The sequence below is a fragment of the Cognatiyoonia sp. IB215446 genome, from assembly GCF_033963825.1.
GTDB lineage: Bacteria > Pseudomonadota > Alphaproteobacteria > Rhodobacterales > Rhodobacteraceae > Yoonia.
The window spans coordinates 57,494-79,943 of the sequence record NZ_JAXBMD010000008.1 but is presented as its reverse complement, the minus strand read 5'-3'; the positions used below and the strand labels follow the sequence as shown (position 1 = coordinate 79,943).

The following is a 22,450-nucleotide window of genomic DNA, read 5'->3' as shown; positions in this document are numbered from 1 at the left end:
ACTTTATTGAATCAATTACTTACGTTTTTATCTTGATACAAGATATTGTGTATCGGCTTGAACGAACGTCTATGATGTGGGGTGACGCCAAAACGCGCGAGGCCCAGTTTATGTTGGGCCGTGGGGTATCCCGCGTTCTTTTCCCAGCCATAGTGCGGGTACTGTTGCGCCAAATCCACCATGTGTCGGTCGCGCCACACTTTTGCGACGATAGAAGCGGCCGCGATGGAGAGGCTGCGCGCGTCGCCTTTGACGATGGTTTCGGCGGAGAGGGTCAGGTCACGCGGGACCATGTTCCCGTCGATCAGCGCGTGATCCGCTGGTTGCCGGAGGCTCCCGATCGCCCTGACCATCGCGATGTGGCTGGCGCGCAGGATGTTGTGGGTATCGATCTCTGCCACATTGGCTTGCGCGATTGAGACATCTGCATCGGCCATCAACGCATCATACAGCGCGTCGCGGCTTTTGGCGGTCAGCTTCTTGCTGTCATTCAGCCCCGCCGGGATGCGCTTTGGGTCCAGAATGACCGCAGCCGCAACAACCGGACCCGCAAGAGGGCCGCGCCCGACCTCGTCAACGCCAGCCACATGGGCAAAGCCGTTCTGATGGGCCAGCGTTTCGAAACTGAAATCAGGTTGGGACATGAGGCCACTCAGCAGAGCAGGACGGCGACTGCAAGCGAAATCATTGGGCAGAACGGGATCAACTTTTCGCGGGGTCGCCGCATTTGGTCCGAAGACCTGTTCGCCGTTTCGGCAAGCTGAGCTAATATCTCTACCAACAGGCCACCTGACAGGAGATTGCCCAATGACCCTGAATAGACTGACCCGCCGGACCTTGATTGCTGGCGCCGCTGCGACAACCCTGATCCGTCCCGCAATGGCGCAAGGCGTTGCACCGACCCCCTCCATGCGTGGCGGGTCCAATAATTATCGCCCCGGCGCGCCAATTGTGGAGCGGATTGGTGGCGGCGGGTTCTGGATGACCGGGACGGTGCGCCGCGCGGGTGACGGCGCGCCGCTACCAGGCCAACGCATTCAGATCTGGGCCCATACGACCGAAGGCCATGAGCGTGATGCGCGCAGCCATGGGGCAACGCTGACCGACGCCAATGGCGAATTCCGGCTGGAGATGCCACAGATCGTGCCTGCATTCGGGCAGGCCCATGGGCATCTGGCCTATGACAGTGATGAGTTTGAAACCGTATTTCTGCGCCCCCTGATGAGCAGCCCGAATGACACAACGCTCGCCGCGCATTTCGTTCTGCAACCTGCCTGAGCGCGATGCGCCCTGTCTTAATCTGGGGCGCATTGATTGCCCTCCTCTTGTGGCCCGTCACGATGGCGCTGGGCTCTCCGTTGCTGCAATGGCGTGAACCGGTTTACATCGTCGCTGGCATTGCTGGAGTTCTGGCCATGGCGCTGTTGGTAATGCAGCCCTTGCTGGCGGCGGGGCTGTTGCCGGGTCTGCCGTCGATGCGAGGCCGCAGGGTGCACCGTTGGATTGGCGGCACCTTGGTGTTGGCCATTCTCGTCCATGTGGGTGGCTTGTGGATCACCAGCCCGCCTGATGTGGTCGATGCATTGCTCTTTCGCTCGCCCACACCGTTCTCGATCTGGGGCGTGATTGCCATGTGGGCGGTTTTCGCGACTGCGCTTTTGGCCATCTGGCGCAGGAACTTGCGCTTTCGGACATGGCGGGCGGCGCATATGTCGCTGGCAGCTCTCATCGTGATCGGCTGCGTGGTGCATGCGCTCCTGATTGAAGGCACGATGGAGACGCTTTCAAAAATCGCTCTGAGTGTTTTGCTGTTGGCTATTGCAGGGCCAGTTTTGGTGCGTCCTTTTCTGCCGCGGTCAAAGCGCCGCGCATAGGCGACGGAAAGGTAGACCTTCCCTGGGGGGAAACGCGCGTTGGGGCCATCCTTTGTTAAGCTGTGAATGCAGGTGTTTCTGCGCAGACCAAGTGATTGCTCGTGTTCGGCGGTACAAGATGCGTTCCAGCAGACTCACAAGGAGACGTTGCCGCAAAAGATGTTCTTGTTTATCTGCGCGTTTCTCTGATAGCTGACTAGGCGCGAGGACGGACCATGTTAGTACGGTTTTCAGAACGAGATTGCTGGACCAACGCCCTAGGAGGGTGCGTGGACTAGACATGCGCATCCCAAAAGGTTGGGTTCGCGAGAGCCTTTCTTTCAGGGCGGCACCATCAGGTGGCCGTCTTTTTTGTTTCAAAAATGCAAGGAGATCAAAGCTGTGTCCAACCAGCCGTTGGAAGAACCTAACGATACAGAGGAGACCCCGCACAACCGCGAGGTCTCCTTGATCTTATCTTCACGCATACGACACCAGCGCTCTGTTCCGACATTGCCACCTTCGGCAGTGAATAGAGGAGATGTAGGCTAAGCAATTGTTTTAAAATAATAATTTGACGTCGCGCGCTCGCCCGATGTATTCATATCTCATCGGCTTTGGGGCGTTCGTCTAGTGGTTAGGACATTCGTCTTTCTAACGGAGAACACGGGTTCGAATCCCGTACGCCCTACCAAGCAGATTGCGGTCGCGTAGCTCAATGGGAGAGCACCGGATTGTCTATCCGGGTGTTGCGGGTTCAAATCCCGTCGCGACCGCCAAGTGTATTCAAGAACCACGCCAAATCTGCTTTTGCGGTGACAGTCTTGGCCGGCTTTCAAACCAGACATCTGACCTCAGCAAAAAAGGGGCAGAGAGCCATGTCCAACCTCTCTGCCCCTGTCGGGCTTTGCGTCTCTCTTGGTTAGGGCTTTCTTATCTGAGACAGCATCGCCCGATTCTTGCGCGGTAACCGGGGCAAAGTGTCCGCGCATCTGTCTGACGGGTTAAGCGTCAGTCAGCTCGGTAGCCGCGTTCACGCAGGCAAAGCGGATCGAAGCCGCGGCGCGGGCCATCATCGGTATAGACCCGCACGGCACAGCGACCGGGCAGGCTGTTCACATGGCGATAGTTCCGTTCCAAACAGCGTTGGCCGAACATGCGCTGGGTGCCAAAGCGGGTTTCGACATTGCGAAAGCACTGGCGCGGCAATACATGGCGATTTCTGCTGTTGTGGTTTGACCAATCGTTGCGGCTTCCGAGGTCAGACCAACTGTTGTTGCGGTTGATGCCGCCACTATGGTTGTCGTGAACGCGTGTGCTGCTGTCACGGTTGCGGTTTTCCTCGATCGCGGCACCAATCACGGCCACGGCGGCGAGTCCGATCAGGAGTTTGCCAAGATCCTCGCGGTCGAAGTTCTGGGCAGTTGCGGGTGACGCGCAGACCAGCGACAGGCTGGCAGCTGCTGCGATCAGGTGCTTTTTCATCATGTTTCCTTTCAACACGTGCTGGGGACGGTGATTGGGAACACATTGGCGGGAACCTGATCAGCCAAACAATAACGAGGGATGGTTATGCGATGTCAGGCGCGATAACATGAGACGTTATTGAATATCATGGGTGGCGCGGGCCAATTGAGATCATGAAAAAGCTTTGTTCCACATTTCTGATCTTTTGGCTGAGCGCCGGTATGGCCCACGCCGCCTGTTACGCCGATTACAAGGCCAAGCGGGACAACCCGTTGCGCCTGCATTACGGCGTTGTTGAGGTACGCGGCGATTGCAATGCCAGCAATGCCGCAGATCAGTTGCGTTCAGCGCTCGCCCGTGATGGATGGCAGTTGTTGAACGTTGTCAGTGTCTTTGACGATGCTGGTCTGGATCAAAGAAGGGACAGCGCAGGTGAATACTTCCTCCGCTACTGAAGCACGCGAAATTGGCAGCCGAATCGTTGTCGCAGGAATTGCGGCGATTGTGGCGATTCTGGCGATTACCGCAGTGCTTTTGTTCATCAACCTGCCAGACGCCAATGCCTTTAATGCCAGGGTTGAGCGGTTGTTCATCGAAAACGACACGCTGACCGGCAACGCGGAAATCAAGCTGCTTGAAATCCTCGCGCAGTCGGGCACGGCGTTCTCGGACACGCTGGTGTCGTACCGCTTTATCATTTTTGTTCTGCTGGTCTTTTCGACAGCCCTGCTGATTGCTGCTGTTGCGTTTCTTGTGATGCTGATCGCGTTGAACCGCCGGATGGGCCGGATTGAGCGGCAGGGGATCGAGGTGAACTCACTGACGATCAGCCGAGACCAAAAGGCCGTCTATCTCAATGATTTTGAGTTCAAGCTGACGGATGCCGCGATCGAAACCCTGGCTGTGTTGGCCGAAGCACGGATGGATGATGAGGTGCTGACGGGGGCCGAGATCGAAGGAGTGATATCGGGCCGGAACGCTGCCGATTGTGACGAGGCCGCCGGTGCCACGCGCATCAAGCGACTGCGCGATACGTTGGGCAATCAGATGATGAGCGAACTTCTGGTCAAGAACATCGCTCGGAAAGGCTATGTTCTGGCCATTGATAAAGACGTCATCCGCATGATCTGAGTCTATTGGTGCGCAAACCCGGTAAGACAGCCAAGTTGACCTTGCGTCCCTATCTTTCGCCTCCGCCGTAATCGAATTGTTAACTTTATCGCAACTTTTTCGCTTGTTGCCCCTGTATTGGAAAAAATTTGCCCAAATTTGTGCACAATTACTGAGCCATAAAGTTAGAACGTAAACAGTTGAACCCTGGGTTGCGGGATGTTCCATGGCTTTCGCGGTCACGAACCGAAGCTCTAATACCCCGGATAGGAGTAGATGATGACGAATAAGTGGAATAGTACTGCGCTGGGTATGCTGACGCTGGTCGGTGCCCTGACGTTTTCAAGCGTAGCGGTCGCCCAGGAAGTCACGCTGAGATCCAGCGACGGAACGGTCAACATGACAGGTGAGTTCGTCGATTTTCGCGACAATTCCTATGTTATCGCGACGGCATTGGGCGAACTTCGGGTATCTGCAAGCCGGGTACAGTGTGAAGGTGCTGCCTGTCCTGATCTGGGCGGTGGCGAGGCTGACGTAAAGATTGGTGGCTCTGATACCGTCGGTTTGGGGCTTATGCCGTTGCTTCTGGAGGGGTATGCGGGCTCGATCGATGCGGCAGCGACACTGGTGAATACCGGGAATGGTGACGATGTCGTTGCAGAACTTGTCGGCGACCAAGGTTTTGGGGATGAGCTTGCTTCTGTCCTTGTGACCTCGACCGGGTCAAGCGATGCGTTCTCGCAGCTTTTGGAAGGCAACATTGAAATCGGCATGTCCTCCCGCCGGATCGTCCCTGATGAGGCGCGCGCCTTGCGCAGCGCCGGTGGCGGTAACATGGTCAGCCCCTCACAAGAGCATATCGTTGCCGTCGACAGCCTGGTTGTGATTACCAACCCCAGCAATCCGGTGGAAACACTGACAACCGACCAACTCCGTCAGATCTATTCTGGTGAGGTCACGAACTGGTCTGCCGTCGGTGGTCCGGATCTGGCAATCACCGTTGTAGGGCGCGCAGCGGAGTCGGGTACGCGGGCTGTGTTCGAGGGCCGGATTTTTGGTGACGCCGGTGCGTCCGACCCATCGGGACTGGTCGTTGCGACGACCAACAGCGAAGCGTCGCAGATCGTTAATCAGAACGATGGTGCCATTGGCTATGTCGGTTATGCGTTCCAGCGCGGTGCTAAGGCGCTGAGCCTGGTGAACGAATGCGGTATCGCGATGGCTCCCGACGCCTTCTCGGCGCGGACCGAAGAATACGCGTTGCAGCGCCGTCTTTATCTTTACACACGTGAAGATACGGCATCGGACCGCACGACCGACTTTATCAACTACGCGACCTCTGACGAGGCGGATAGTCTGATCGGTAAGGCGGGCTTTATCGGCTTCGCTGTTGACCGCCGGGCGCAATCCTCTGATGGGGATCGGGCGCGTGCATTGCTTGATGCGGCTGCTGACCCTTACGAAGCAGGCATCATGCGCGACATGCTTGATCTAATGGTGGGCTATGACCGCCTATCGACCACGTTCCGCTTCCGCACAGGCTCTTCTCAGCTGGACGAGCGCGGGCGCATCGATAAGGACCGTCTGATCGACTATCTGGCAGCACAGCCTGCTGGAACCCAGGTTATGATGGTTGGCTTTACAGATGATGTGGGCCAGTTTGACGGGAACCTTGATCTGTCGCGGTCGCGTGCCGCGCAAGTGGCAGACGAGGTACGGGACGCTGGTGGCAGCCGTCTGTCGAATGTCACCTTCGCGTCGGCAGGCTACGGCGAAATTGCACCGTCTGGATGCAATACCAGCGACGAAGGTCGCCGGATCAATCGCCGTGTGGAAGTCTGGATCCAGTCGCCAGCATAAGACTAATAGACTAGCCCAAATAACCCCGTATCTGCCATATGATACGGGGAAACGACCTGGCAGATAGAAGCGTGATTCACGCTTCTATCTTGCTGTTATTGACACTGATCGAGTGACGAAATTCCAAAAGGAATGGAAATGTTAAATCTGAAACAAGGTATGAACCGCAGTCGTGCTGGCTTGCGGTATTTTTTCGCTCCAATGCTGTTCCTTTGCGCAGCAACAAGCGTAGCCGCGCAAAACATCGCTTCGGATGTTGGGGGAAGTGAGCGCATCAATGTCGCCGGCCAGCTTGGAACGCTGAGCCAGCGCATTATCAGTTCCGCCTGCAATGTGCATTCTGGCGTGACGGTTCGCGAAAGCCAGGCCGTGCTCCAGATCTCAGCCGACCAGTTCGACCGCATCGGTGATGCATTGCTATACGGTAACCGCAGGCTTGGTATTCTTGGCGAAGAGACGCGGCCAAGGACATTGCAGACCATTAACAAGCTCAATGAAGCTTGGGTGCCGCTACTCGATCAAGCGCGGCAGATTCAGATCTCTGGCAATGACGCGTCGGTGGTTGCAACGCTTGCATCGCAAAGTGATCCACTCCTTGAAACAGCGAACATCCTTGTGTCCGAGATTACGGGGCAGTACGCCGATCCCGTCTCGCTCTTGCATGCCGATGCATTGCTGATTGATCTTTCCGGTCGGCAGAGGATGCTTGCCGCCCAGATGTCCAAGGATATGTGCCTTATTGCAGCCGGCATCAATGTCGAAACCGCCAAGGCCGATCTTGCGGTGGCGAGCGCCCTGTTTGGTGACACGCTGACTGCGCTCCGCAATGGATTGCCAAGCGTCGGCGTGCGCCCACCGCCAACCGAGAGAATTGCCCAAGGGCTTCAATTCGTTGTCGAAGAATGGGAGGCAATTCAGCCCTTCATCGCGCAGGCACAGGCCGGTGAGGCGATCAGCACGGCGGACCGGCAGCGTGTCTACTTTGCTTTCTTGGGCATCGAGGCGCGGATGAACAACGTCGCCGTCGCCTATGATCGGAACTCGAAACTCGGGCTGTGACAGTGGGGCGGTCGCGCCCCTGGCTTCAGGTTTGTTGTTTGGTGCGGCGCAGCGTGTCGCCCGGTGAAAGGGTGGGGTCCAACGCGATAATGGGCCCCTCTCCGGTGTCTTCACCTTTATTGCGGGCCGCGATCACTCGCGCGGCCTTCACCCCGATATCGCGGCGGCAAGCGTCCATCGTTGCCAATTGTCGTGGCAAGCCATCAAGCAATTCGACACCGTTGAAGGCCGCCAGACCAACCTGGCCGGGCACGTCGATCCCTTGTTCGAGCAGGTACAAAAGCCCCCCCGCCCCGATCATGTCGTTGGAGTAATAAAGAAAATCCAGATCAGGCGTTCGCGCAATCATCTTTGCCGTCATCTCGCGCCCCTTAACGAGCGCCGATCCGCCGGAATAAAACTCCTGATCGGCGATCTCGATCCCGGCCTTGGCCAATGTTCGGGTAAACCCCTCAAACCGTTTGCGCGCACGATGGTCAAGCGGCATCTTGGTCCCCATAAAGCCGATGCGCTGATAGCCAGCCGCGATAATCTCTTCAGCCATCTTGCGTCCGGCCCGGCGGTGCGAAATGCCGACGCAGGTGTCAATCGGTTCGCCATCAATATCCATGATCTCAACGACCGGGATACCGGCTTGCTGCAGCATGGCCTGCGATGCATCGGAATGCTCAAGCCCCGCGATTATCACACCGGACGGACGCCATGACAGCATCTCAAAAAGCACCTTTTCTTCCTTTTCGGGAAGATAGTCCGTCACCCCAACAACGGGCTGCAGACCGGTATTCTCCAAAGTCTCGGAGATGCCTGAAAGCACCTCGGGAAACACCATATTGCCCAGCGATGGAATAATGACGGCAACCAGATTGACGCGCTGTGACGCAAGCGCACCGGCGATCTTGTTTGGGACATAACCGAGCCGCTTGGCGGCGTCCTGAACCTTCTGGCGCGTGGCACTGCTGACGTCGCCCTTGTTACGTAGAACGCGGCTGACGGTCATCTCACTCACGCCAGAGGCTTCTGAAACATCCCGAAGGGTCAGCGGGCGCCTGATCTTGCTGCTCACATTGTGGTCCTGTTGTTGCTGGGTCATTCATATCTGCCCCGACTATGCTTGACCACCGCGTTTCCAACGATTGCTGATGCAAAGCCGCATCGTCCTCCTCGCATCACCGGGATCGTTGACCGCGACCCAAAAGCCGGGCATTCAACGCGGGAACGGCCCCGTGGCTCAACTGGATAGAGCAGCCCCCTCCTAAGGGGCAGGTTGCAGGTTCGAATCCTGCCGGGGTCGCCAAAAACGCCTGAAAAATATGGCTTATTTTCAGCCTGTTGTGCAGAAACGCCCAATTCATTTTCTGCCCAATTCTCAAAAAATGACCGAAATCTCGTACAAAACCTGTACAAAATTCGCACGTCTGTGCGGCTTTTGAGGCCATCCAATGAGCTGGCGCGTGGCAAACGCTTCCGCTGAGCGGCAGTTCGGGAGTGCGAGGCGAAAGCAGATCATCATGTTTCTGGCGGACAAGGCCTCGGACGATGGCTCGGGCATCTGTTGTTCTAGGCTCAGGATCCATTGATTTCTCCTAAGCGGCATGATTCACGGTTCAAAATGAGTGGTGAACATGTCTGACTTTTCTGGCTAACGGATGCGTAGAAGGCGCCTCGTGGGTCCTTCTCTCGGAAGTCCCACTGCAAGCCGCCTGGCGATGATAAGCGTGTGCTCAGTGGGATTGTCTTCATCGATCGCGATGGCTTACGGTGGCGTGACGCGCCTGCTGTCTACGGCCCGCACAAGACGCTGTACAATCGCTTGAAGTGGTGGAGCGATAAGGGTGTTTTTGCTCAGATGATGGTCGGTCTGGCCGCCGAGCATGGCGAGGAGCAGACTGTGATGATCCCCTCTCATCGAAACTGCGTTTCGACTGCCGGGCAATGGACGCGACTTATTTGAAGGCCCACCGCACCGCGACCAGCATCGGCGTCAAAAAGGGGGCGTGGATGCTCGATCGGTCGGACCAAAGGGGGGATGAACTCCAAAGTGCATGCTATCTGGGGTAGCCAGGAGCGTCCTCCGAACCTATTTGTGATTGCAGGGCAGGTCAGCGATTACATCGGCGCGCGGGCATTGCTGAGCAGCCTGCAGAATGTCGATTGGCTGCTTGGTGACTGCGGCTATGGCGCCTACTGGTTCAGAAAAGCATTGAAAGACAAGCGGATACGACCACGTATCCCCGGTCGAAAACAGCGGAAGAAAATCGTTGAGTACGACAAGCGCCGATATAAACGGCGCAACTGGATCGAGATCATGTTGGGCAGGCTCAGGGATTGGTGGCTTGTGGCGACGCGATACGACCGATGCTCGAAGGTCTCTCTGCAAGCCATCGCTCTCGCGGCAACTGTCATCTATTGGTTATGAGCGCTGACCCTAGCGCACGACAAACTCTGCATGCAGGGCGCCGCTTGCTTTGATGCTCTTGAGGATGTCAATCATGTCCCGGGGTGCAACGCCTAACGCGTTCAGTCCCGCAACAACATCGCTGAGCGATGTGCCCTCGCGGATTTCGGCCAGTCCGATACCTGGTTCCTCAATGATGTCAGCGTCGGTGCGTGGGACAACAACGGTTTCTCCAGGAGAGAACGGGTTTGGTTGCGAGACAAGCGGCGCCTCCTGAATGCGGAGGGTTAGATTTCCTTGGCTGACTGCAACGCGATCAATACGTACATCTTCCCCCATGACAATTGTGCCGGAGCGCTGATCGACAACGACGCGGGCACGTCGTTCGGGCTCTACAAGGATGTTTTCAATCCGTCCTAAGGCATGAGCCGGTGATCGCATTTGTGTTGCGATGATGTTGAGTTCCACAGTGCCGGCATCGAGCATCAGTGCGACTGGCCGTTCGAAAGTCTGATTGATGGCCTCTTCTATTCGCGCGGCAGTGGTGAAATCTGGTGTGCGAAGGGCTAAGCGCAAATCGGTCATGTTTGAGAAATCAAACGCCACCTCACGCTCGACTGTTGCACCAGAGGGTATGACGCCCGATGTTGGCACGCCTTGCACAACAGCAGCGCCATCCCCCTCGGCGGCGGCACCACCGGCGATTATCGTTCCCTGAGCCACCGCATAGATATCTCCGTCAGCGGCATTTAATGGTGTCATGATAAGGGTCCCGCCGAGGAGGCTGCTGGCGTCACCAATTGCAGAAACGGTTACATCCACTGGACTGCCTGCACGTGCAAATGGGGGCAAACTTGCTGTGACAAGGACCGCGGCCACGTTTCTCGGACGGAACTGCTCTCCAGTAACGTTGACGCCCAGACGTTCAAGAATGTTGCTGAGGATTTCTTCGGTGAAGGGTGAGTTTCGCAAACCATCGCCAGTGCCATTCAGCCCGACGACCAACCCGTACCCGACGAGGTCATTTGATCGCACACCGTCAAACTCGACAAGGTCCTTGATGCGAATGGGGGTCGCGGCAGCAAAGGTGGGGATCGCGATCAATGCGGAGAGAATGAGGGCCAGGAACAGACGCATTAAATATACCTCAGCAGGCTTAACTGGGACAGTCGCGCAGTGACGCTGTAATGCGTCTCAAGCTGAATCTGGACGCTTTGTAATTGCGATGCGGTTTCAAACGGATCTGCGAGAACAATGTCGTTTCGCGCGATCTGCAGGGCTGAAAGCTGCGCATTTGTGTCGGTCTGGGATTGTTCAACCTCTGATTCAGCCGTCCCGATCCGGGATTGGACCGATACGAGATCTGCGGCGGCAGTGTAGAGACCGGTGCCTGCCCGCTCCAACATCGTCACCTTTGTGTCGCGATCTAGCCCGGGGAGGCCGTCAGCCAAAGCGGCGTACGCAGCTGATTTTAAGGTCTCTCGGATCGCTGGATCATCGGCCCTGGCCTCAATGGGAATGGTCCTGGTGTCCGAAATGCGCTTTTCGACAGGCGCGCCAGTGTCACCAAGATATGCGGTTGTTGCAAAACCGCCGGCGGGATCGTCGAACCAGGTCGTGATGGCCGCGTCAATTGTGGCAAAATCCGTGGCGCCGCCGATGGCCGCCTGCAAGTCTGTGAGCATCACATCTGGTGTTTCCAGAGGAGCCCCCGTGACATCCGCACCACCGAGAAGCGCCCGATCAGCGACCTGCGTATTCAACGTTGTGATCATGACCGAGAAGTTGCGCGCGGCGTCCCGAGCGGCGTTGTCAATTTGATTAATCGTGCTTTCACCATTGATGAGGAGAAGTTGCGCGCTGCTGTCGCCACGGAGCGTATCAAATTGTCCGAGAACATTTTGGATATTTGCAAGCGTTTGGCTGGTTTCTTCGGCTGCTTGGGCATAGCCATCAAGCTGCTCCAGTGAATAGTTGATGCCCGATAGACGTGTTGTATCACCGTCAAGAGCCTGGGTGACATCATTGACCAAACCGCTGGACAGGCTTTCAGAGAGGCGGGCGAGTTCCGTTTTGATTGTACCGCCATTGCGCATTGAAATGAATTGTTGGGACATATCGCCCACTGAAACCACTGGCATGGGTTAAATCTCCGTCAGGCGTTGTAGCATGAACTCTGCGGTCTGAATGACGCGGGCGTTTGCGGCATAGGCTTGCTCGATTTGCAGAAGCATCTGAAGTTCAAGGTCTGTATCGACGCTATTTGCCAGTTCAGCCTCACGCAGCGTGTCCCAGCGCGCAGCTGTGAAACTGAGTTGTTCATCAGCCGTCAGGCGTGTCGCACCGAGTTGCGCAGTGAAATTGGCGGCCCGCCCCGCTGCTGTTTGTGTTGATGCGCCAGGTAGATCAGAACGCGGAACATCCAGCGCCGCAATCCAGCTGTTGAGCTGTGCGCTGTTCCCGGCAGGACCCGGTGCTGTGGTATTCAACCCATCACGCAAAAGCGCTGGATCGCCTCCTGCCGACGGATCAACCGTGGTGTTTACGGCGATCCGACCGGCTAGGCCTGCCGTGTCTGTCAAATCAAGTGCGCCACCTTGATCGGTCAAAATGCCCGGATCGCCCGGATTAAGTGTTGGGTCGTTCGCGGGGTCCTGAAACCGTGCGACGAGATCAACTGCGATACCATCAAGCGCCTCTTGCACATCGACAAGTGTTTGGTCGCGCATGGCAAACGATGCACCCAGTGAACCGCCATCGAGCCCCCTGACCCCGGTTGTCGTATCAAGCGGCAGGCCATCGCGCGAAATGCCCGACAATGCGCTGGAGGCGAAGGTCATATCCGCTGTGATGGTAGGCGTCGGTGTGAACTCGAAAACTGCCGGTCGGCCATCGAGAAGCGTGGTGCCAGAGGTTGTAAACAGGCCGATTGCACCGCTGTCACGTGGTACTTCGCGGATCGGAACAATGCCCGCGATCTGATCGACCACGTTCTGGCGTGCGTCGATCAAGGCGGAAGGATCATTGCCGCTACCCACAAGGCGGGTGATGTCGGCATTCATCGCCGCGACCTGCTCTAACGCGCTGTTGAGCGTGTCAATGTCGCGGGCAATGGCGGCGTCCGCCTCCTGCCGCATGGATTGGATGGTGCGTGTGTTGTCTTGCAGAGTTTGGGTTACATCGTTCAGCCGATTGACTGCTGTGGTCATACGCATCTCTGAGGCAGGGTCACTGCTGGCACTAATGAGCGCATTTTCAAATGCTGCGACACGTGCGCCGATACGTGTTGGATCTTCTGGCCCGCCCAGTGTCTGCTCGAGACGGTTCAGAGCATTTGTGCTGCGTTCCTGACCTTGCAAAGAAGCGTCCGCCAACCGCCGATCCGCGAGCAAACCAGCATCTGAAAACCGTGTAATACCGTCAACCTGTACGCCACCACCGCGATTGCCAGCCTGAATGGAGGACAGATCGACGGAGCGTCTTCCATACCCGTCCGTCAGCACATTAGCGAGATTTGAAGAGGTCACCTCGGCAATGCGCGCATTTGCGGTCAGTCCGGAAACGGCGTTGTTCAGGGCGCTTGAGATACTCATGGCCTGGTTATCCGATCAATTGGTTAGCGTTTGATGTTTGTGGTCTCTTGCAGCATCTCATCAACGGTCTGGATTACCTTCGCATTGGATGAATAGGCACGCTGGGTCTGGATCAGTTCTGTCAATTCGCCAGCAACATCAGTTGCGGATTCTTCGCGTGCGAAGCTCACAATATCACCGGTCGGACCGTCGCCCGCATCCCAGAGGAAGAATGTGCCGCTGTCGGGTGTCACGCGGTAGCTTTGCTGGTCAAGCGTCTCCAACCCGTTCACATTGGGCACATCGACCAGCGGGATCTGGTAGAGGACGCGGTTGATGCCGATGTCAAACGAGGCGCGAACAAATCCGTTCTGATCAACCTCAACCGAGGTCAGGCTGCCCACCGGCGTACCATTCTTGGAAATGGAAACAGGTGCGAAGGCGTCAGACAATTGTGTCAGGCCGATAGAACTGCCGATCTCGCCTATATTGATTTCCATTGGGCCGCCATCAACAGCAATTGTCAGAACACCGGTAGCCGGGTCGTACGGGCCGCCAATGCCAGCGGCAGTGTTAGCGACGTTGGCCAGTGTCCCGCCGCCGCCACGTGTCGCGTCAAATGTCAGGGTGTATTCACCAACAACATCAGGAATGCCGTTTGCGTCGACATCGGATTCACTGTCACGGATTTCCATCGTCCATTCGTTGGAGGCACCGTTGGCCGGTACGGTTGGCGTGAATGTGAAGCTCAGGTTCGATGACGCGCCGAGATTGTCGAAATACTCAACAGAAAGTGACTCACTGTCGCCCGGTGAACCCTCACGCGTCGATGTGGCCGGCAGGTTGACGGAAAGATCAACGCGTGTCGTCGCTTCACCGGCAAACTGGTTCGCATTGATCTGGACTGGAACAAGGCCGTCAATAGAGTCGCGCGGGTAGTTGGGAATCGACCCATCGGCAAGAGCAGGTACACCCAGCAAGACAAGCCCGCCCGGACTGCGCAGATAACCTTGCGCGTCAGGCCGAAATGAACCGGTCGTGGTGAGAAAGAGCGGATTTTCCCCGTTAGCCACGGCGACGGATGTTTCCGAAGTCACCGGCAGCATGCCGCGACCTCGCACAGCCAGATCCGTCGGATTTGAGGTTGAAACCAGTGCACCCCTTTCATCAATCAAACGCGAGGTCGTGGTGCGGACGCCACCGGCGGAGTACGTACCACGACCACTTTCGATCACCATCGACTCAAAGTCGGTCACTGCACGTTTGTACCCAAAGGTCGATGAATTCGAGATATTGTCCGAGATCGTCGCCAAACGAGAGGCGTTCGCCGCCAGACCTGCAACACTCGCATTCAAAGAGGAGGATATCGTCATGTAGTAGAGCCTTTCTGCGTCGGATGATGATTTCTGTTGATCTCCTTCTACGCGCTCAGGCTTAACGTCCGGCTAATAGCTAAAATACGAGCCACTTCTCCTACCGATCGTCGCGCAGCAACACGATCTCCAGCCGATTGTTGCGGGGGGCGGTTGCATCGCGCACCGCCGGATTTCGGTCGCCAGCACCCGAGACACGTGCAATCCGCAAGGGGTTCAGCCCGCCATCTTCAAGCAGAAGGCGCATTTGCGTTGCGCGCCCCATCGACAATTCCCAAAGCGGGTTGTCGACATGCAGAACGGATTTAGCGCTGAGATGCCCGGTCACCGCAACCTCGTTACTGACGCTTTGGAAAAGGCGAGCCAGGATATTGGCAACCTCGACCGTGACCGGGTTTGGCACCACACTATCCGGCGGAAAGAGCGTTGCATTGGGCAGATCAAAGATTTCGATGACCAGCCCTTCATCCGTCAGGCGGGTGACGATGTGGCGCAACGCCTGCTCGGACATGAGGCTTTCGCCCCCGACGCCCAGCAGAACCGCCTCGATATCACGCAAGGCGGCCACCTGCGCGGCCTCTGCCGCGTCCGCCGCAGCCTGCTCCGCCGTCACGGGGTTCATGCCAATTGTAGGTTGGTTGATGCCGGTCCCGCTTTGTGCAAGTTGTTGTTCGGTAAAGATATTATCGCCGCCAAAAGCATCCGATCCGCCGCCCGAGACGCGACTGATAGAGATTGTCGGTGCAAAGTAATCGGCGATGCCCTTGCGCTGCTGCTCGGTCGTGGCGTTCAAAAGCCACATAAGCATGAAAAAGGCCATCATCGCGGTCACAAAATCCGCATAAGCCACCTTCCAGGCGCCGCCGTGATGACCATCACCGCCGGTGATCTTTTTCTTTTTGATAATAGTTGGCGCGTTTGATCCTGCACTCATCCTTGACCACTCATTCTCACCCAGGATCAAGTGCTAAAGGACGAGACGTGAAAGGAGGCTTAAAGGAACAATTCAACCCAAATGCAGGGGAATTTTTGGGGCAGGCGTGGGTATTTGGTGTCTAGATTGGTTAGTCCGAGACTTTATGCACAACGATGTTAAAGCCCTCATCCGGCGTTGGTGGCTGGAAATGCTTGGAGATCTTTTCAAAGTCTGACGCGGTGACTTGGAAAGGGTGGTTTCCTGCTGCGTTGCGCGCCTGCAGGCGGGCAAGGCAGACGTGATCGGGCGGATCAAGCAGGTGCAACTGATGGTCGGCGCCTGATTGCGCGATGATCTGTCGTATCCACGTGCGCGCTTCGACCGTATTCGCCGCAAAATCGAGGACTACGGGCAGTCCCGCCTTAAGCAGATCGATCACATGAGGCGTCATTGCCTGCCGCAACTTTGCAGAGCAGCGCACAAAGTCCGAGATCGTCTTCATCTCATCGCCGTAGAGAGTGCGTAGCCACTGATCCTCGGACACAAGAACGGTCCCGTCCGCTTGAGCGAGATGGGTGCACAGCGTCGATTTCCCCGCGGCAATCTTTCCGCAAACAAGATGGAGCGTTGGTGTGTCAGAGGACATCGGATATCTCGCTTTCAGATGCTTTCATCGTCAAGGTGTCGGTTGATCGACGTCAAGGAGTCGATTGCGGTTCAGGATCTGACAGTCACGGGGTCCTCCTCAAGCTCTCTTCACTGAATCAACAAATCTCTCAATTTCATCTGCCGTGTTGAAGTAATGCACCGATGCCCGCGTCAGCGATTGCAGATTGCGCGCCTCAAGATCAAGGCGGGCGCAGGTGATGGGCGAGACGGACACGTTGATCCCGTCAGCGCGCAACGCGTCGGCGAGGGCTTTGGGGGCGATCCCATCCTTGGTGAAGGTCACAATGCCACATTTGCGTTGACCCAGATCATGCACATGAACGCCCCCGACCTCGCTGAGTGCCACGCGCAGGTCTTGCGCCAGCTGCGTCACACGCGCCTCGATGTTGGCAAGACCGAGATGTCTGGCATATCGCACGGCCTCCATCAGACCCACGCGGCCTGCCACATAGCTTTCCCAGTTTTCAAACCGCTTTGCACCGGCGGCAAATTCAAAACTGTCCGTCCCGGTCCATTGCGCAGAGTGTAGGTCAATGAAGGGCGGGTCAATCTGGTCAAGGATGCCGCACCGGACATAAAGGAACCCGGTACCGCGTGGGCCTCGCAAGAACTTGCGTCCTGTCCCCGATAGAATGTCACAGCCGATCTCGGCCACATCCACATCAATTTGTCCAACCGATTGGCAGGCGTCGAGCAGGTAGAGCACATTGTGTTTGCGTGCGACCCGCCCGATTTCGGCAGCAGGGTTCACAAGGCCCCCTTGTGTTGGCACATGGGTAATCGCGATCAATCTGGTCTGCGGCGTGATCATATCCTCCAGCGCGGCGACGTCGATCTGACCGGTTGCATCAGAAGGCACCAGATCGATCTCGAATCCTAGACGGCGCGACTGCTGCAAAAGGGCCAGATAGTTGGAGGCATATTCGGAGCCGTGGGTGATCACCCTGTCGCCCGGTTTCAGATGCAGCCCATAAAACGCCATGTCCCAGGCGCGGGTTGCGTTTTCGACAAAGGCGATCTCATCCGGTTCTGCGTTCAGAAGGGCCGCAAACTCGGTATAGAATGCCTGGATGTCGTCCTGCGCACGCTGCTCGGCCTCGTATCCGCCGACCTCGTTTTCGTCACGTAGCACCCGCTGGAGCGCGTCAAATACCGGCTTTGGCATGAGCGAGGCGCCCGCATTGTTGAAATGCAGGACGTTCCTGCAACCCGGCGTGTCGGCGCGGAGTTCGTCGATATCAAGCACGTGCTAGATCCCTTGTTTTGGTCGCAACAAAGCATGGCTATGCGAGCATGGGAACCGGTGATGCACCTTTTGCCGGTATGGCGGGTGGCCCCGATTGCGATCTGCCCTCTGGTCCCGATACAATCCCGCAAGACTGATCAAGCAGCCACCCTATCTTTGGTGCAGAACTGCTTTGTGAATGTCGCAGGGCACGAAGAGATGTCGATCCTGAACAAACTCATCTGGCAGGTTGAGATGCGGCTGCATCAATCGGTAAGCCTGCGTGATCTGGCACAGGTTTGCGCGGTCAGTCCGTATCACATGGCGCGCAGCTTTCAGATCGCAGCGGGCCTGTCGCCCATGGCTTATCTGCGTGCGCGGCGGCTGAGTGATGCGGCGCAGGACTTGGCACGGGGTGATCGCGATATCCTCTCAATTGCGCTTGATGCGAAATACAATTCCCATGCGGCTTTCACGCGTGCCTTTGTCGCCTATTTCGGGGTTACGCCCCAAAGTGTGCGGCGCGCGCGATCTGTTCACAACCTGACCTTGATGGAGCCTTTGAAGATGCAAAAAGAGATGATTGTTGACGTCCCGCCGCCGGTGACAAAAACGCGACCAGCTTTTCGTGTGATCGGCCTCGGCAAACAGGCGAGCTTTGATGACAATGCCGCGCTGGCAACGTTGTGGCAGCAGTTCAACGCGCGTGAGGATGAGATCGGCGATATCATTGGGGATTGTGCCTATGGCGTGTGCTGTGCCGCGGGCGAGCAGGGGCATTTCAGATATGTGGCGGGCGTCGCCGCACCCTCTGATGCTGGTATTCCGGCCGGTATGGAAGAGATCGTGTTGCCGGACGGCAAATACGCGGTCTTCACCCATAAAGGCCATATCGCGGACTTTCCCAAGACTGTCTACACGATCTGGAACAAGGCGCTGCCGGATGCGGGGTTAGAGCCGCGACCGGCGCCGGAGTTCGAGCTTTATGACAAAAGGTTCGATGTCGAAACGGGCAGGGGCGAGGTTGAGGTTTGGATTCCGATTCAGTGATCGTGCCGGCGCGTGATGGTCTTGGCCATCACGCCTCAGCCACCAGAACCTGTTGTGCCTCATGAAATGGGCACGCGACGAAGTGGCGGTCGCCAATGTCCTCAAGTGCGGGGCGTGCTTCGGCGCAGGATGGCTGCACCTTGGGGCAGCGCGTCCGGAACACGCAGCCTGAGGGTGGGCGCAGCGGTGATGGGAGTTCACCTTCAAGGATGGGCCGGGGCCTTGCGCGTTCCAGAACCGGGTCGGGGATCGGGACTGAGGAAATCAGGGCCTGGCTGTAAGGATGCTCTGGTGTCGTGGTCAGCTTGTGACTTTCCGCCGTCTCCATCACACGACCCAGATAGAGCACCAGCACCCGGTCGCTGATATGCTTCACGACGCTCAGATCATGGGCGATGAAGATCATCGAAAGGCCCATGTCTCGCTGCAATTCCATCAAGAGGTTGATGACCTGCGCCTGCACGGAGACATCCAGGGCCGAGACCGGTTCGTCACAGATAATCAGCTTGGGTCGCAGGATCAGCGCCCGCGCGATCCCGATCCGCTGGCATTGCCCGCCCGAAAACTCATGCGGATAGCGGTTGATCAGGTTGGGCAGAAGCCCGACCCGTTCCATCAATTCGCCAACACGCCGTTTCACTTCTTGCCGGGATGTGTTCGGCTCATGCGTGATGAGCGGCTCTGCAATGATCTCACCGACCGTCATGCGCGGGTTCAGTGCCGCAAGCGGGTCCTGAAAGATCATCTGCACGTCGCGCCTGTGCACGCGGCGTTGCCGGACGTCCATATTGGCAAGGTCCTGATCTTCGAAAAAGATGTTGCCACCTGATGAGGGGATCGTGCCGACAACGGCCCGGGCGATGGTGGATTTGCCGGATCCGGACTCGCCCACAATGCCAAGGCATTCGCCGGGTTGCAGATCAAACGACACCTCAGAGACCGCGTGCAACTTGAGCGATGGTGTCCAGGGCCAGGCCCCCGGCGGACGGACGTCGAATGTGACCGAGAGGTTGCGGACAGAAAGAAGCGGGCCCATCATGCCACCTCTTTCAGCGGCAAATGACAGGCGCGGCGCCGGGTACCGTGGGTTGTGAGCGCCGGACGTTCCGCGCGGCAATTCCCAAGGATCTGCGCGCAGCGGGGTGAGAATGGGCAGCCGGGCGGCAGGTGCGACATATCTGGCGGTTCACCGGCGATGGTCGAGAGTGTTACGGTTTCCTTATCCAGGCGCGGTACGGCCTTGAGCAAGCCGCTCGTATAAGGATGGGTCGGGTCGGCGAAGATATCGTCAGTCGGCCCTTCTTCCATGATCTGGCCGCCATACATGACCAGCGTGCGATCACAGAAGCCTGCCACGATCCCCAGGTCATGGGTGATCAGGATGATAGCGGTGCCAAAATCGTTGCGCACATCTGCGAGCACCTGCATGATCTGGGCCTGCACTGTGACGTCGAGCGCTGTGGTCGGTTCATCCGCGATCAGGAGACGGGGCTGACAGAGCAGCGACATCGCGATCATGATCCGTTGGCGCATGCCGCCGGAAAACTCATGCGGATACATCGTGACGCGTGTGGCGGCATCGGGGATGCGGACGGCATCCAAAAGACGCACGGCCTCCTTCACCGCCTTGGATTTGCTGATCCCCTGATGCAGCATCAGCACTTCGGCCATCTGGTCGCTGACCCGCAGATAGGGGTTTAGCGATGTCATCGGATCCTGAAAGATCATCGCCATGTCTTTGCTGCGGATCTTGTTGAACTCGCGCTGGCTCATCGACAAGAGATCCTTGCCGTCAAACCGCGCGATGCCAGAGGCGCGTCCATTCTTGGCCAGAAGGCCCATGGCGGCAAAGGCGGTCTGGCTTTTGCCCGACCCGGACTCCCCCACAATCGCCAGTGTCTCACCCTTGTCGATGTTGAACGTTACGCCGTTCACCGCATTCACATCGCCATCGGCAGTGGTGAAGGTGACCGAGAGATTTTCGATTTCCAAAAGGCTCATGGGCGTCAGCGGTCCTTGGGGTCGAGCGCGTCACGCAATCCATCGCCAACAAAGAAGAAGGCGAAGATCGTGACGACAAAGAAGAAAAGCGGGAAGGCGATCTGCCAGTGATAGCCGAATTGCATGGTGCGCGAGCCTTCGTTGATCAATGCACCCAGCGAGGTCGCCGGTTCCTGCACGCCGAGGCCCAGAAAACTGATGAAGCTTTCGAAAATGATCATGTTGGGCACCAGCAGCGTGGCGTAGACGATCACGATGCCCAGCAGATTGGGCACGATATGGCGCAGAATGATCTTGATGGGGCGGACGCCGGTCGCGACGGCGACCTCAACAAACTCCTTGTTCTTGATCGTCAGCGTCTGGCCGCGCGCGATCCGCGCCATATCGAGCCATGAGATCAGACCGATCCCTAAGAAAAGCATGAAGATCGATCGACCAAAGATGACCAGCATCAGGATCAAAACGAACATGAAGGGGATCGACATCAGCACATCGACAATCCGCATCATCAACCCGTCAATTCGGCCGCCGTAGTAGCCTGCGGTCGCGCCGTAAAGCGTGCCGACAATGACCGCGACCAGCGCCCCGACAATGCCCACCATCAGCGAAATACCGGTCCCCTGCACGGTACGGGCAAAGAGGTCGCGCCCGTTGCTGTCGGTGCCAAAGTAATGCCCCGTCTCAAGCGAGGGCACGCCCAGATACGCGTTGCTGCCGATCAGTGAGAAATTGACGAAGTCTGTCTCGTACTGCGCGATGAAGCCGCCGAAGAGGGCAAATGCGGCCACAAGGCCCAGCATGATCAGCGAGGCAACAGCAGCCTTGTTGCGGAAGAACCGGGTGCGGGCATCGGCCCAAAGGGAGCGGCCCTTGACCTCGGCCAGTTGCGCGGCTTCACCAACACTTTCGACGGCGGCTCTATTCGGAAACATCTGCCAGCCCCCTTAGTAGCGGATCTTGGGGTCGATCCAGGCGTACAGTACATCGACCACAAGGTTGAAGAAGATCGTGAGCGCGCCCACCAGAATGGTGATGCCCATGATGACGGAATAGTCGCGGTTAAAGGCGGAGTTAACAAAGAACTGCCCGATCCCGCCGGTGGAAAAGAACACGTCGATCACGACCGAGCCCGTGATCATGCCGACGAAGGCTGGCCCAAGGTAAGACAGGACGGGTAGCATCGTAGGCTTCATCGCATGCCGCCAGATGACCCGACGCATCGGCAGGCCCTTGGCTTGGGCTGTGCGGATGAAATTGGTGTTCAGCACCTCCAGCATCGAAGACCGGGTGATCCGCGCGATGGACGCCATGTAGGATGTAGAAAGCGCGATGACCGGCATGATCAGATATTGCCATTGCCCACCGCTCCATCCGCCGCCAGGCAGCCAGCCGAGCCAGAGTGTGAAAATGAGCAGAAGGATCGGGGCCATCACGAAATTCGGCAGCACCTGCGCGCCGATGGAGACGCCGACGGCCAGATAATCCAGCCACGAATTCTGCCTGATCGCAGCGGCAACGCCAAGCGACACGCCCACAGTGACGGCAACGACAAAGGACCAGAACCCATAGGTGAGCGTCACAGGAAAGCCTTGCGCGATCACATCATTGACTGTGCGGTCCTTGTACTGAAAGGACGGACCGAAATCGAAAGCGGTTACAACGCTCCACACATAATTGACGATCTGCAGCCAGAACGGCTGATCCAGCCCGTATTTTGCCTCAATATTCGCAAGCACTTCGGGCGGCAGCGGGCGTTCGGAATTAAACGGACCGCCGGGGGCCGAATACATTAGGGTGAAGGACAGAACGACCAATATCAAAAGGGTCGGCACGGCCACGGCGAGGCGGCGGATCACAAAGCTCAGCATGTGTCAGGATTCCTAACGGAAATGGCGAACCG

The 22,450-nt window shown here is 57.3% G+C and carries 21 protein-coding genes, 3 tRNA genes and 2 pseudogenes; 12 read left to right on the top strand and 14 right to left on the bottom strand.

Going from position 1 to position 22,450, the window contains the following annotated elements:
* Positions 1-11: 11 nt before the first annotated feature.
* Positions 12-644 (bottom strand): ribonuclease HII, encoded by a 633-nt coding sequence (locus tag SLH49_RS20465; RefSeq protein ID WP_320270999.1) that lies wholly within the window; start codon positions 642-644, stop codon positions 12-14.
* Positions 645-807: 163 nt separating this feature from the next.
* Here SLH49_RS20465 and SLH49_RS20460 point away from each other — a divergent pair, with 163 nt between their 5' ends.
* From SLH49_RS20460 to SLH49_RS20445, 4 genes are all read left to right on the top strand, one after another.
* Entirely contained in the window at positions 808-1,278 is a 471-nt protein-coding gene (locus SLH49_RS20460; RefSeq protein WP_320242744.1) for a twin-arginine translocation pathway signal, read from the top strand.
* A 5-nt stretch (positions 1,279-1,283) separates the two neighbouring features.
* Positions 1,284-1,874: a ferric reductase-like transmembrane domain-containing protein gene (locus SLH49_RS20455; protein ID WP_320270998.1), complete on the top strand. Its 591-nt coding sequence runs from the start codon at positions 1,284-1,286 to the stop codon at positions 1,872-1,874.
* A 598-nt stretch (positions 1,875-2,472) separates the two neighbouring features.
* A tRNA-Glu gene (locus tag SLH49_RS20450) sits at positions 2,473-2,547 on the top strand.
* Between the two features lie 10 nt (positions 2,548-2,557).
* A tRNA-Asp gene (locus SLH49_RS20445) sits at positions 2,558-2,632 on the top strand.
* Between the two features lie 232 nt (positions 2,633-2,864).
* On the opposite strand, the gene SLH49_RS20440 is transcribed toward SLH49_RS20445, so the two are convergent.
* Entirely contained in the window at positions 2,865-3,338 is a 474-nt protein-coding gene (locus SLH49_RS20440) for a hypothetical protein (protein WP_320270997.1), read from the bottom strand.
* A 155-nt stretch (positions 3,339-3,493) separates the two neighbouring features.
* Here SLH49_RS20440 and SLH49_RS20435 point away from each other — a divergent pair, with 155 nt between their 5' ends.
* The 4 genes from SLH49_RS20435 to SLH49_RS20420 all read left to right on the top strand — a co-directional run bounded on the left by SLH49_RS20435 (position 3,494) and on the right by SLH49_RS20420 (position 7,349).
* Positions 3,494-3,775 carry a hypothetical protein gene (locus SLH49_RS20435; RefSeq protein ID WP_320270996.1) on the top strand — a complete coding sequence of 94 codons (282 nt, stop codon included), beginning with the start codon at positions 3,494-3,496 and terminating at the stop codon, positions 3,773-3,775.
* Positions 3,720-4,451, top strand: coding sequence for a hypothetical protein (locus tag SLH49_RS20430; RefSeq protein WP_320270995.1), 732 nt, complete (start codon positions 3,720-3,722; stop codon positions 4,449-4,451). Before SLH49_RS20435 ends, SLH49_RS20430 begins: the two co-directional genes overlap by 56 nt.
* Positions 4,452-4,706: 255 nt before the next feature.
* Complete coding sequence (locus SLH49_RS20425; RefSeq protein ID WP_320270994.1) at positions 4,707-6,290, top strand: phosphate ABC transporter substrate-binding/OmpA family protein; 1,584 nt, start codon at positions 4,707-4,709, stop codon at positions 6,288-6,290.
* A 138-nt stretch (positions 6,291-6,428) separates the two neighbouring features.
* The gene (locus SLH49_RS20420) at positions 6,429-7,349 is read left to right on the top strand and encodes a type IV pili methyl-accepting chemotaxis transducer N-terminal domain-containing protein (RefSeq protein ID WP_320270993.1); all 921 of its coding nucleotides are present in this window, start codon (positions 6,429-6,431) and stop codon (positions 7,347-7,349) included.
* A 25-nt stretch (positions 7,350-7,374) separates the two neighbouring features.
* Here SLH49_RS20420 and SLH49_RS20415 read toward each other — a convergent pair whose 3' ends face one another.
* Positions 7,375-8,439 (bottom strand): LacI family DNA-binding transcriptional regulator, encoded by a 1,065-nt coding sequence (locus SLH49_RS20415; protein ID WP_320270992.1) that lies wholly within the window; start codon positions 8,437-8,439, stop codon positions 7,375-7,377.
* Positions 8,440-8,566: 127 nt separating this feature from the next.
* Here SLH49_RS20415 and SLH49_RS20410 point away from each other — a divergent pair.
* From SLH49_RS20410 to SLH49_RS20400, 3 genes and pseudogenes are all read left to right on the top strand, one after another.
* Positions 8,567-8,643, top strand: a tRNA-Arg gene (locus SLH49_RS20410).
* 408 nt (positions 8,644-9,051) lie between these two features.
* A pseudogene (locus SLH49_RS20405) lies at positions 9,052-9,300 on the top strand (transposase); the annotation flags it as partial.
* 33 nt (positions 9,301-9,333) lie between these two features.
* Positions 9,334-9,765: pseudogene (locus tag SLH49_RS20400) on the top strand (IS5 family transposase); the annotation flags it as partial.
* A gap of 9 nt (positions 9,766-9,774) precedes the next feature.
* Here the strand turns inward: SLH49_RS20400 and SLH49_RS20395 are convergent.
* From SLH49_RS20395 to SLH49_RS20365, 7 genes are all read right to left on the bottom strand, one after another.
* Positions 9,775-10,881, bottom strand: a complete 1,107-nt coding sequence (locus SLH49_RS20395; protein WP_320270991.1) for a flagellar basal body P-ring protein FlgI — start codon at positions 10,879-10,881, stop codon at positions 9,775-9,777.
* Positions 10,881-11,885 carry a flagellin gene (locus SLH49_RS20390; RefSeq protein WP_320270990.1) on the bottom strand — a complete coding sequence of 335 codons (1,005 nt, stop codon included), beginning with the start codon at positions 11,883-11,885 and terminating at the stop codon, positions 10,881-10,883. The genes SLH49_RS20395 and SLH49_RS20390 overlap by 1 nt, the downstream gene beginning before the upstream one ends.
* A gap of 3 nt (positions 11,886-11,888) precedes the next feature.
* Entirely contained in the window at positions 11,889-13,337 is a 1,449-nt protein-coding gene (gene flgK, locus SLH49_RS20385) for a flagellar hook-associated protein FlgK (protein ID WP_320270989.1), read from the bottom strand.
* Between the two features lie 23 nt (positions 13,338-13,360).
* Positions 13,361-14,689, bottom strand: coding sequence for a flagellar hook-basal body complex protein (locus tag SLH49_RS20380; RefSeq protein WP_320270988.1), 1,329 nt, complete (start codon positions 14,687-14,689; stop codon positions 13,361-13,363).
* Between the two features lie 100 nt (positions 14,690-14,789).
* The gene (locus SLH49_RS20375) at positions 14,790-15,623 is read right to left on the bottom strand and encodes a flagellar motor protein MotB (RefSeq protein WP_320270987.1); all 834 of its coding nucleotides are present in this window, start codon (positions 15,621-15,623) and stop codon (positions 14,790-14,792) included.
* 130 nt (positions 15,624-15,753) lie between these two features.
* Positions 15,754-16,251, bottom strand: a complete 498-nt coding sequence (locus SLH49_RS20370) for an ATP-binding protein (protein WP_320270986.1) — start codon at positions 16,249-16,251, stop codon at positions 15,754-15,756.
* A gap of 99 nt (positions 16,252-16,350) precedes the next feature.
* Positions 16,351-17,520, bottom strand: a complete 1,170-nt coding sequence (locus SLH49_RS20365) for an aminotransferase class V-fold PLP-dependent enzyme (protein ID WP_320270985.1) — start codon at positions 17,518-17,520, stop codon at positions 16,351-16,353.
* A gap of 33 nt (positions 17,521-17,553) precedes the next feature.
* Here SLH49_RS20365 and SLH49_RS20360 point away from each other — a divergent pair, with 33 nt between their 5' ends.
* Complete coding sequence (locus SLH49_RS20360) at positions 17,554-18,549, top strand: AraC family transcriptional regulator (RefSeq protein WP_320270984.1); 996 nt, start codon at positions 17,554-17,556, stop codon at positions 18,547-18,549.
* Between the two features lie 28 nt (positions 18,550-18,577).
* Here the strand turns inward: SLH49_RS20360 and SLH49_RS20355 are convergent, their stop codons facing one another.
* Genes SLH49_RS20355 through oppB form a run of 4 tightly spaced genes read right to left on the bottom strand, consistent with a single transcriptional unit; the run spans position 18,578 to position 22,418 of the window.
* A complete protein-coding gene (locus SLH49_RS20355; protein ID WP_320271035.1) occupies positions 18,578-19,585 on the bottom strand; it encodes an oligopeptide/dipeptide ABC transporter ATP-binding protein in 1,008 nt (335 codons plus the stop codon).
* Positions 19,585-20,550 (bottom strand): oligopeptide/dipeptide ABC transporter ATP-binding protein, encoded by a 966-nt coding sequence (locus SLH49_RS20350; RefSeq protein ID WP_320270983.1) that lies wholly within the window; start codon positions 20,548-20,550, stop codon positions 19,585-19,587. Before SLH49_RS20350 ends, SLH49_RS20355 begins: the two co-directional genes overlap by 1 nt.
* A gap of 5 nt (positions 20,551-20,555) precedes the next feature.
* Entirely contained in the window at positions 20,556-21,482 is a 927-nt protein-coding gene (locus SLH49_RS20345; RefSeq protein WP_320242776.1) for an ABC transporter permease subunit, read from the bottom strand.
* 12 nt (positions 21,483-21,494) lie between these two features.
* Positions 21,495-22,418 carry an oligopeptide ABC transporter permease OppB gene (oppB, locus tag SLH49_RS20340; RefSeq protein WP_320270982.1) on the bottom strand — a complete coding sequence of 308 codons (924 nt, stop codon included), beginning with the start codon at positions 22,416-22,418 and terminating at the stop codon, positions 21,495-21,497.
* Positions 22,419-22,450 lie beyond the last annotated feature (32 nt).

Bases quoted from the DNA above. Each gene is read 5' to 3' on its own strand.
- SLH49_RS20375 (WP_320270987.1), bottom strand. From the start codon at position 15,623: ATGAGTGCAGGATCAAACGCGCCAACTATTATCAAAAAGAAAAAGATC.
- oppB (WP_320270982.1), bottom strand. From the start codon at position 22,418: ATGCTGAGCTTTGTGATCCGCCGCCTCGCCGTGGCCGTGCCGACCCTT.
- SLH49_RS20345 (WP_320242776.1), bottom strand. From the start codon at position 21,482: ATGTTTCCGAATAGAGCCGCCGTCGAAAGTGTTGGTGAAGCCGCGCAA.
- SLH49_RS20355 (WP_320271035.1), bottom strand. From the start codon at position 19,585: ATGGGCCCGCTTCTTTCTGTCCGCAACCTCTCGGTCACATTCGACGTC.
- SLH49_RS20425 (WP_320270994.1), top strand. From the start codon at position 4,707: ATGATGACGAATAAGTGGAATAGTACTGCGCTGGGTATGCTGACGCTG.
- SLH49_RS20380 (WP_320270988.1), bottom strand. From the start codon at position 14,689: ATGACGATATCCTCCTCTTTGAATGCGAGTGTTGCAGGTCTGGCGGCG.
- SLH49_RS20465 (WP_320270999.1), bottom strand. From the start codon at position 644: ATGTCCCAACCTGATTTCAGTTTCGAAACGCTGGCCCATCAGAACGGC.
- SLH49_RS20415 (WP_320270992.1), bottom strand. From the start codon at position 8,439: ATGACCCAGCAACAACAGGACCACAATGTGAGCAGCAAGATCAGGCGC.
- SLH49_RS20395 (WP_320270991.1), bottom strand. From the start codon at position 10,881: ATGCGTCTGTTCCTGGCCCTCATTCTCTCCGCATTGATCGCGATCCCC.
- SLH49_RS20435 (WP_320270996.1), top strand. From the start codon at position 3,494: ATGAAAAAGCTTTGTTCCACATTTCTGATCTTTTGGCTGAGCGCCGGT.
- SLH49_RS20460 (WP_320242744.1), top strand. From the start codon at position 808: ATGACCCTGAATAGACTGACCCGCCGGACCTTGATTGCTGGCGCCGCT.
- SLH49_RS20430 (WP_320270995.1), top strand. From the start codon at position 3,720: ATGCTGGTCTGGATCAAAGAAGGGACAGCGCAGGTGAATACTTCCTCC.
- SLH49_RS20440 (WP_320270997.1), bottom strand. From the start codon at position 3,338: ATGAAAAAGCACCTGATCGCAGCAGCTGCCAGCCTGTCGCTGGTCTGC.
- SLH49_RS20360 (WP_320270984.1), top strand. From the start codon at position 17,554: ATGGCTATGCGAGCATGGGAACCGGTGATGCACCTTTTGCCGGTATGG.
- SLH49_RS20350 (WP_320270983.1), bottom strand. From the start codon at position 20,550: ATGAGCCTTTTGGAAATCGAAAATCTCTCGGTCACCTTCACCACTGCC.
- SLH49_RS20455 (WP_320270998.1), top strand. From the start codon at position 1,284: ATGCGCCCTGTCTTAATCTGGGGCGCATTGATTGCCCTCCTCTTGTGG.
- SLH49_RS20420 (WP_320270993.1), top strand. From the start codon at position 6,429: ATGTTAAATCTGAAACAAGGTATGAACCGCAGTCGTGCTGGCTTGCGG.
- SLH49_RS20370 (WP_320270986.1), bottom strand. From the start codon at position 16,251: ATGTCCTCTGACACACCAACGCTCCATCTTGTTTGCGGAAAGATTGCC.
- SLH49_RS20390 (WP_320270990.1), bottom strand. From the start codon at position 11,885: ATGCCAGTGGTTTCAGTGGGCGATATGTCCCAACAATTCATTTCAATG.
- flgK (WP_320270989.1), bottom strand. From the start codon at position 13,337: ATGAGTATCTCAAGCGCCCTGAACAACGCCGTTTCCGGACTGACCGCA.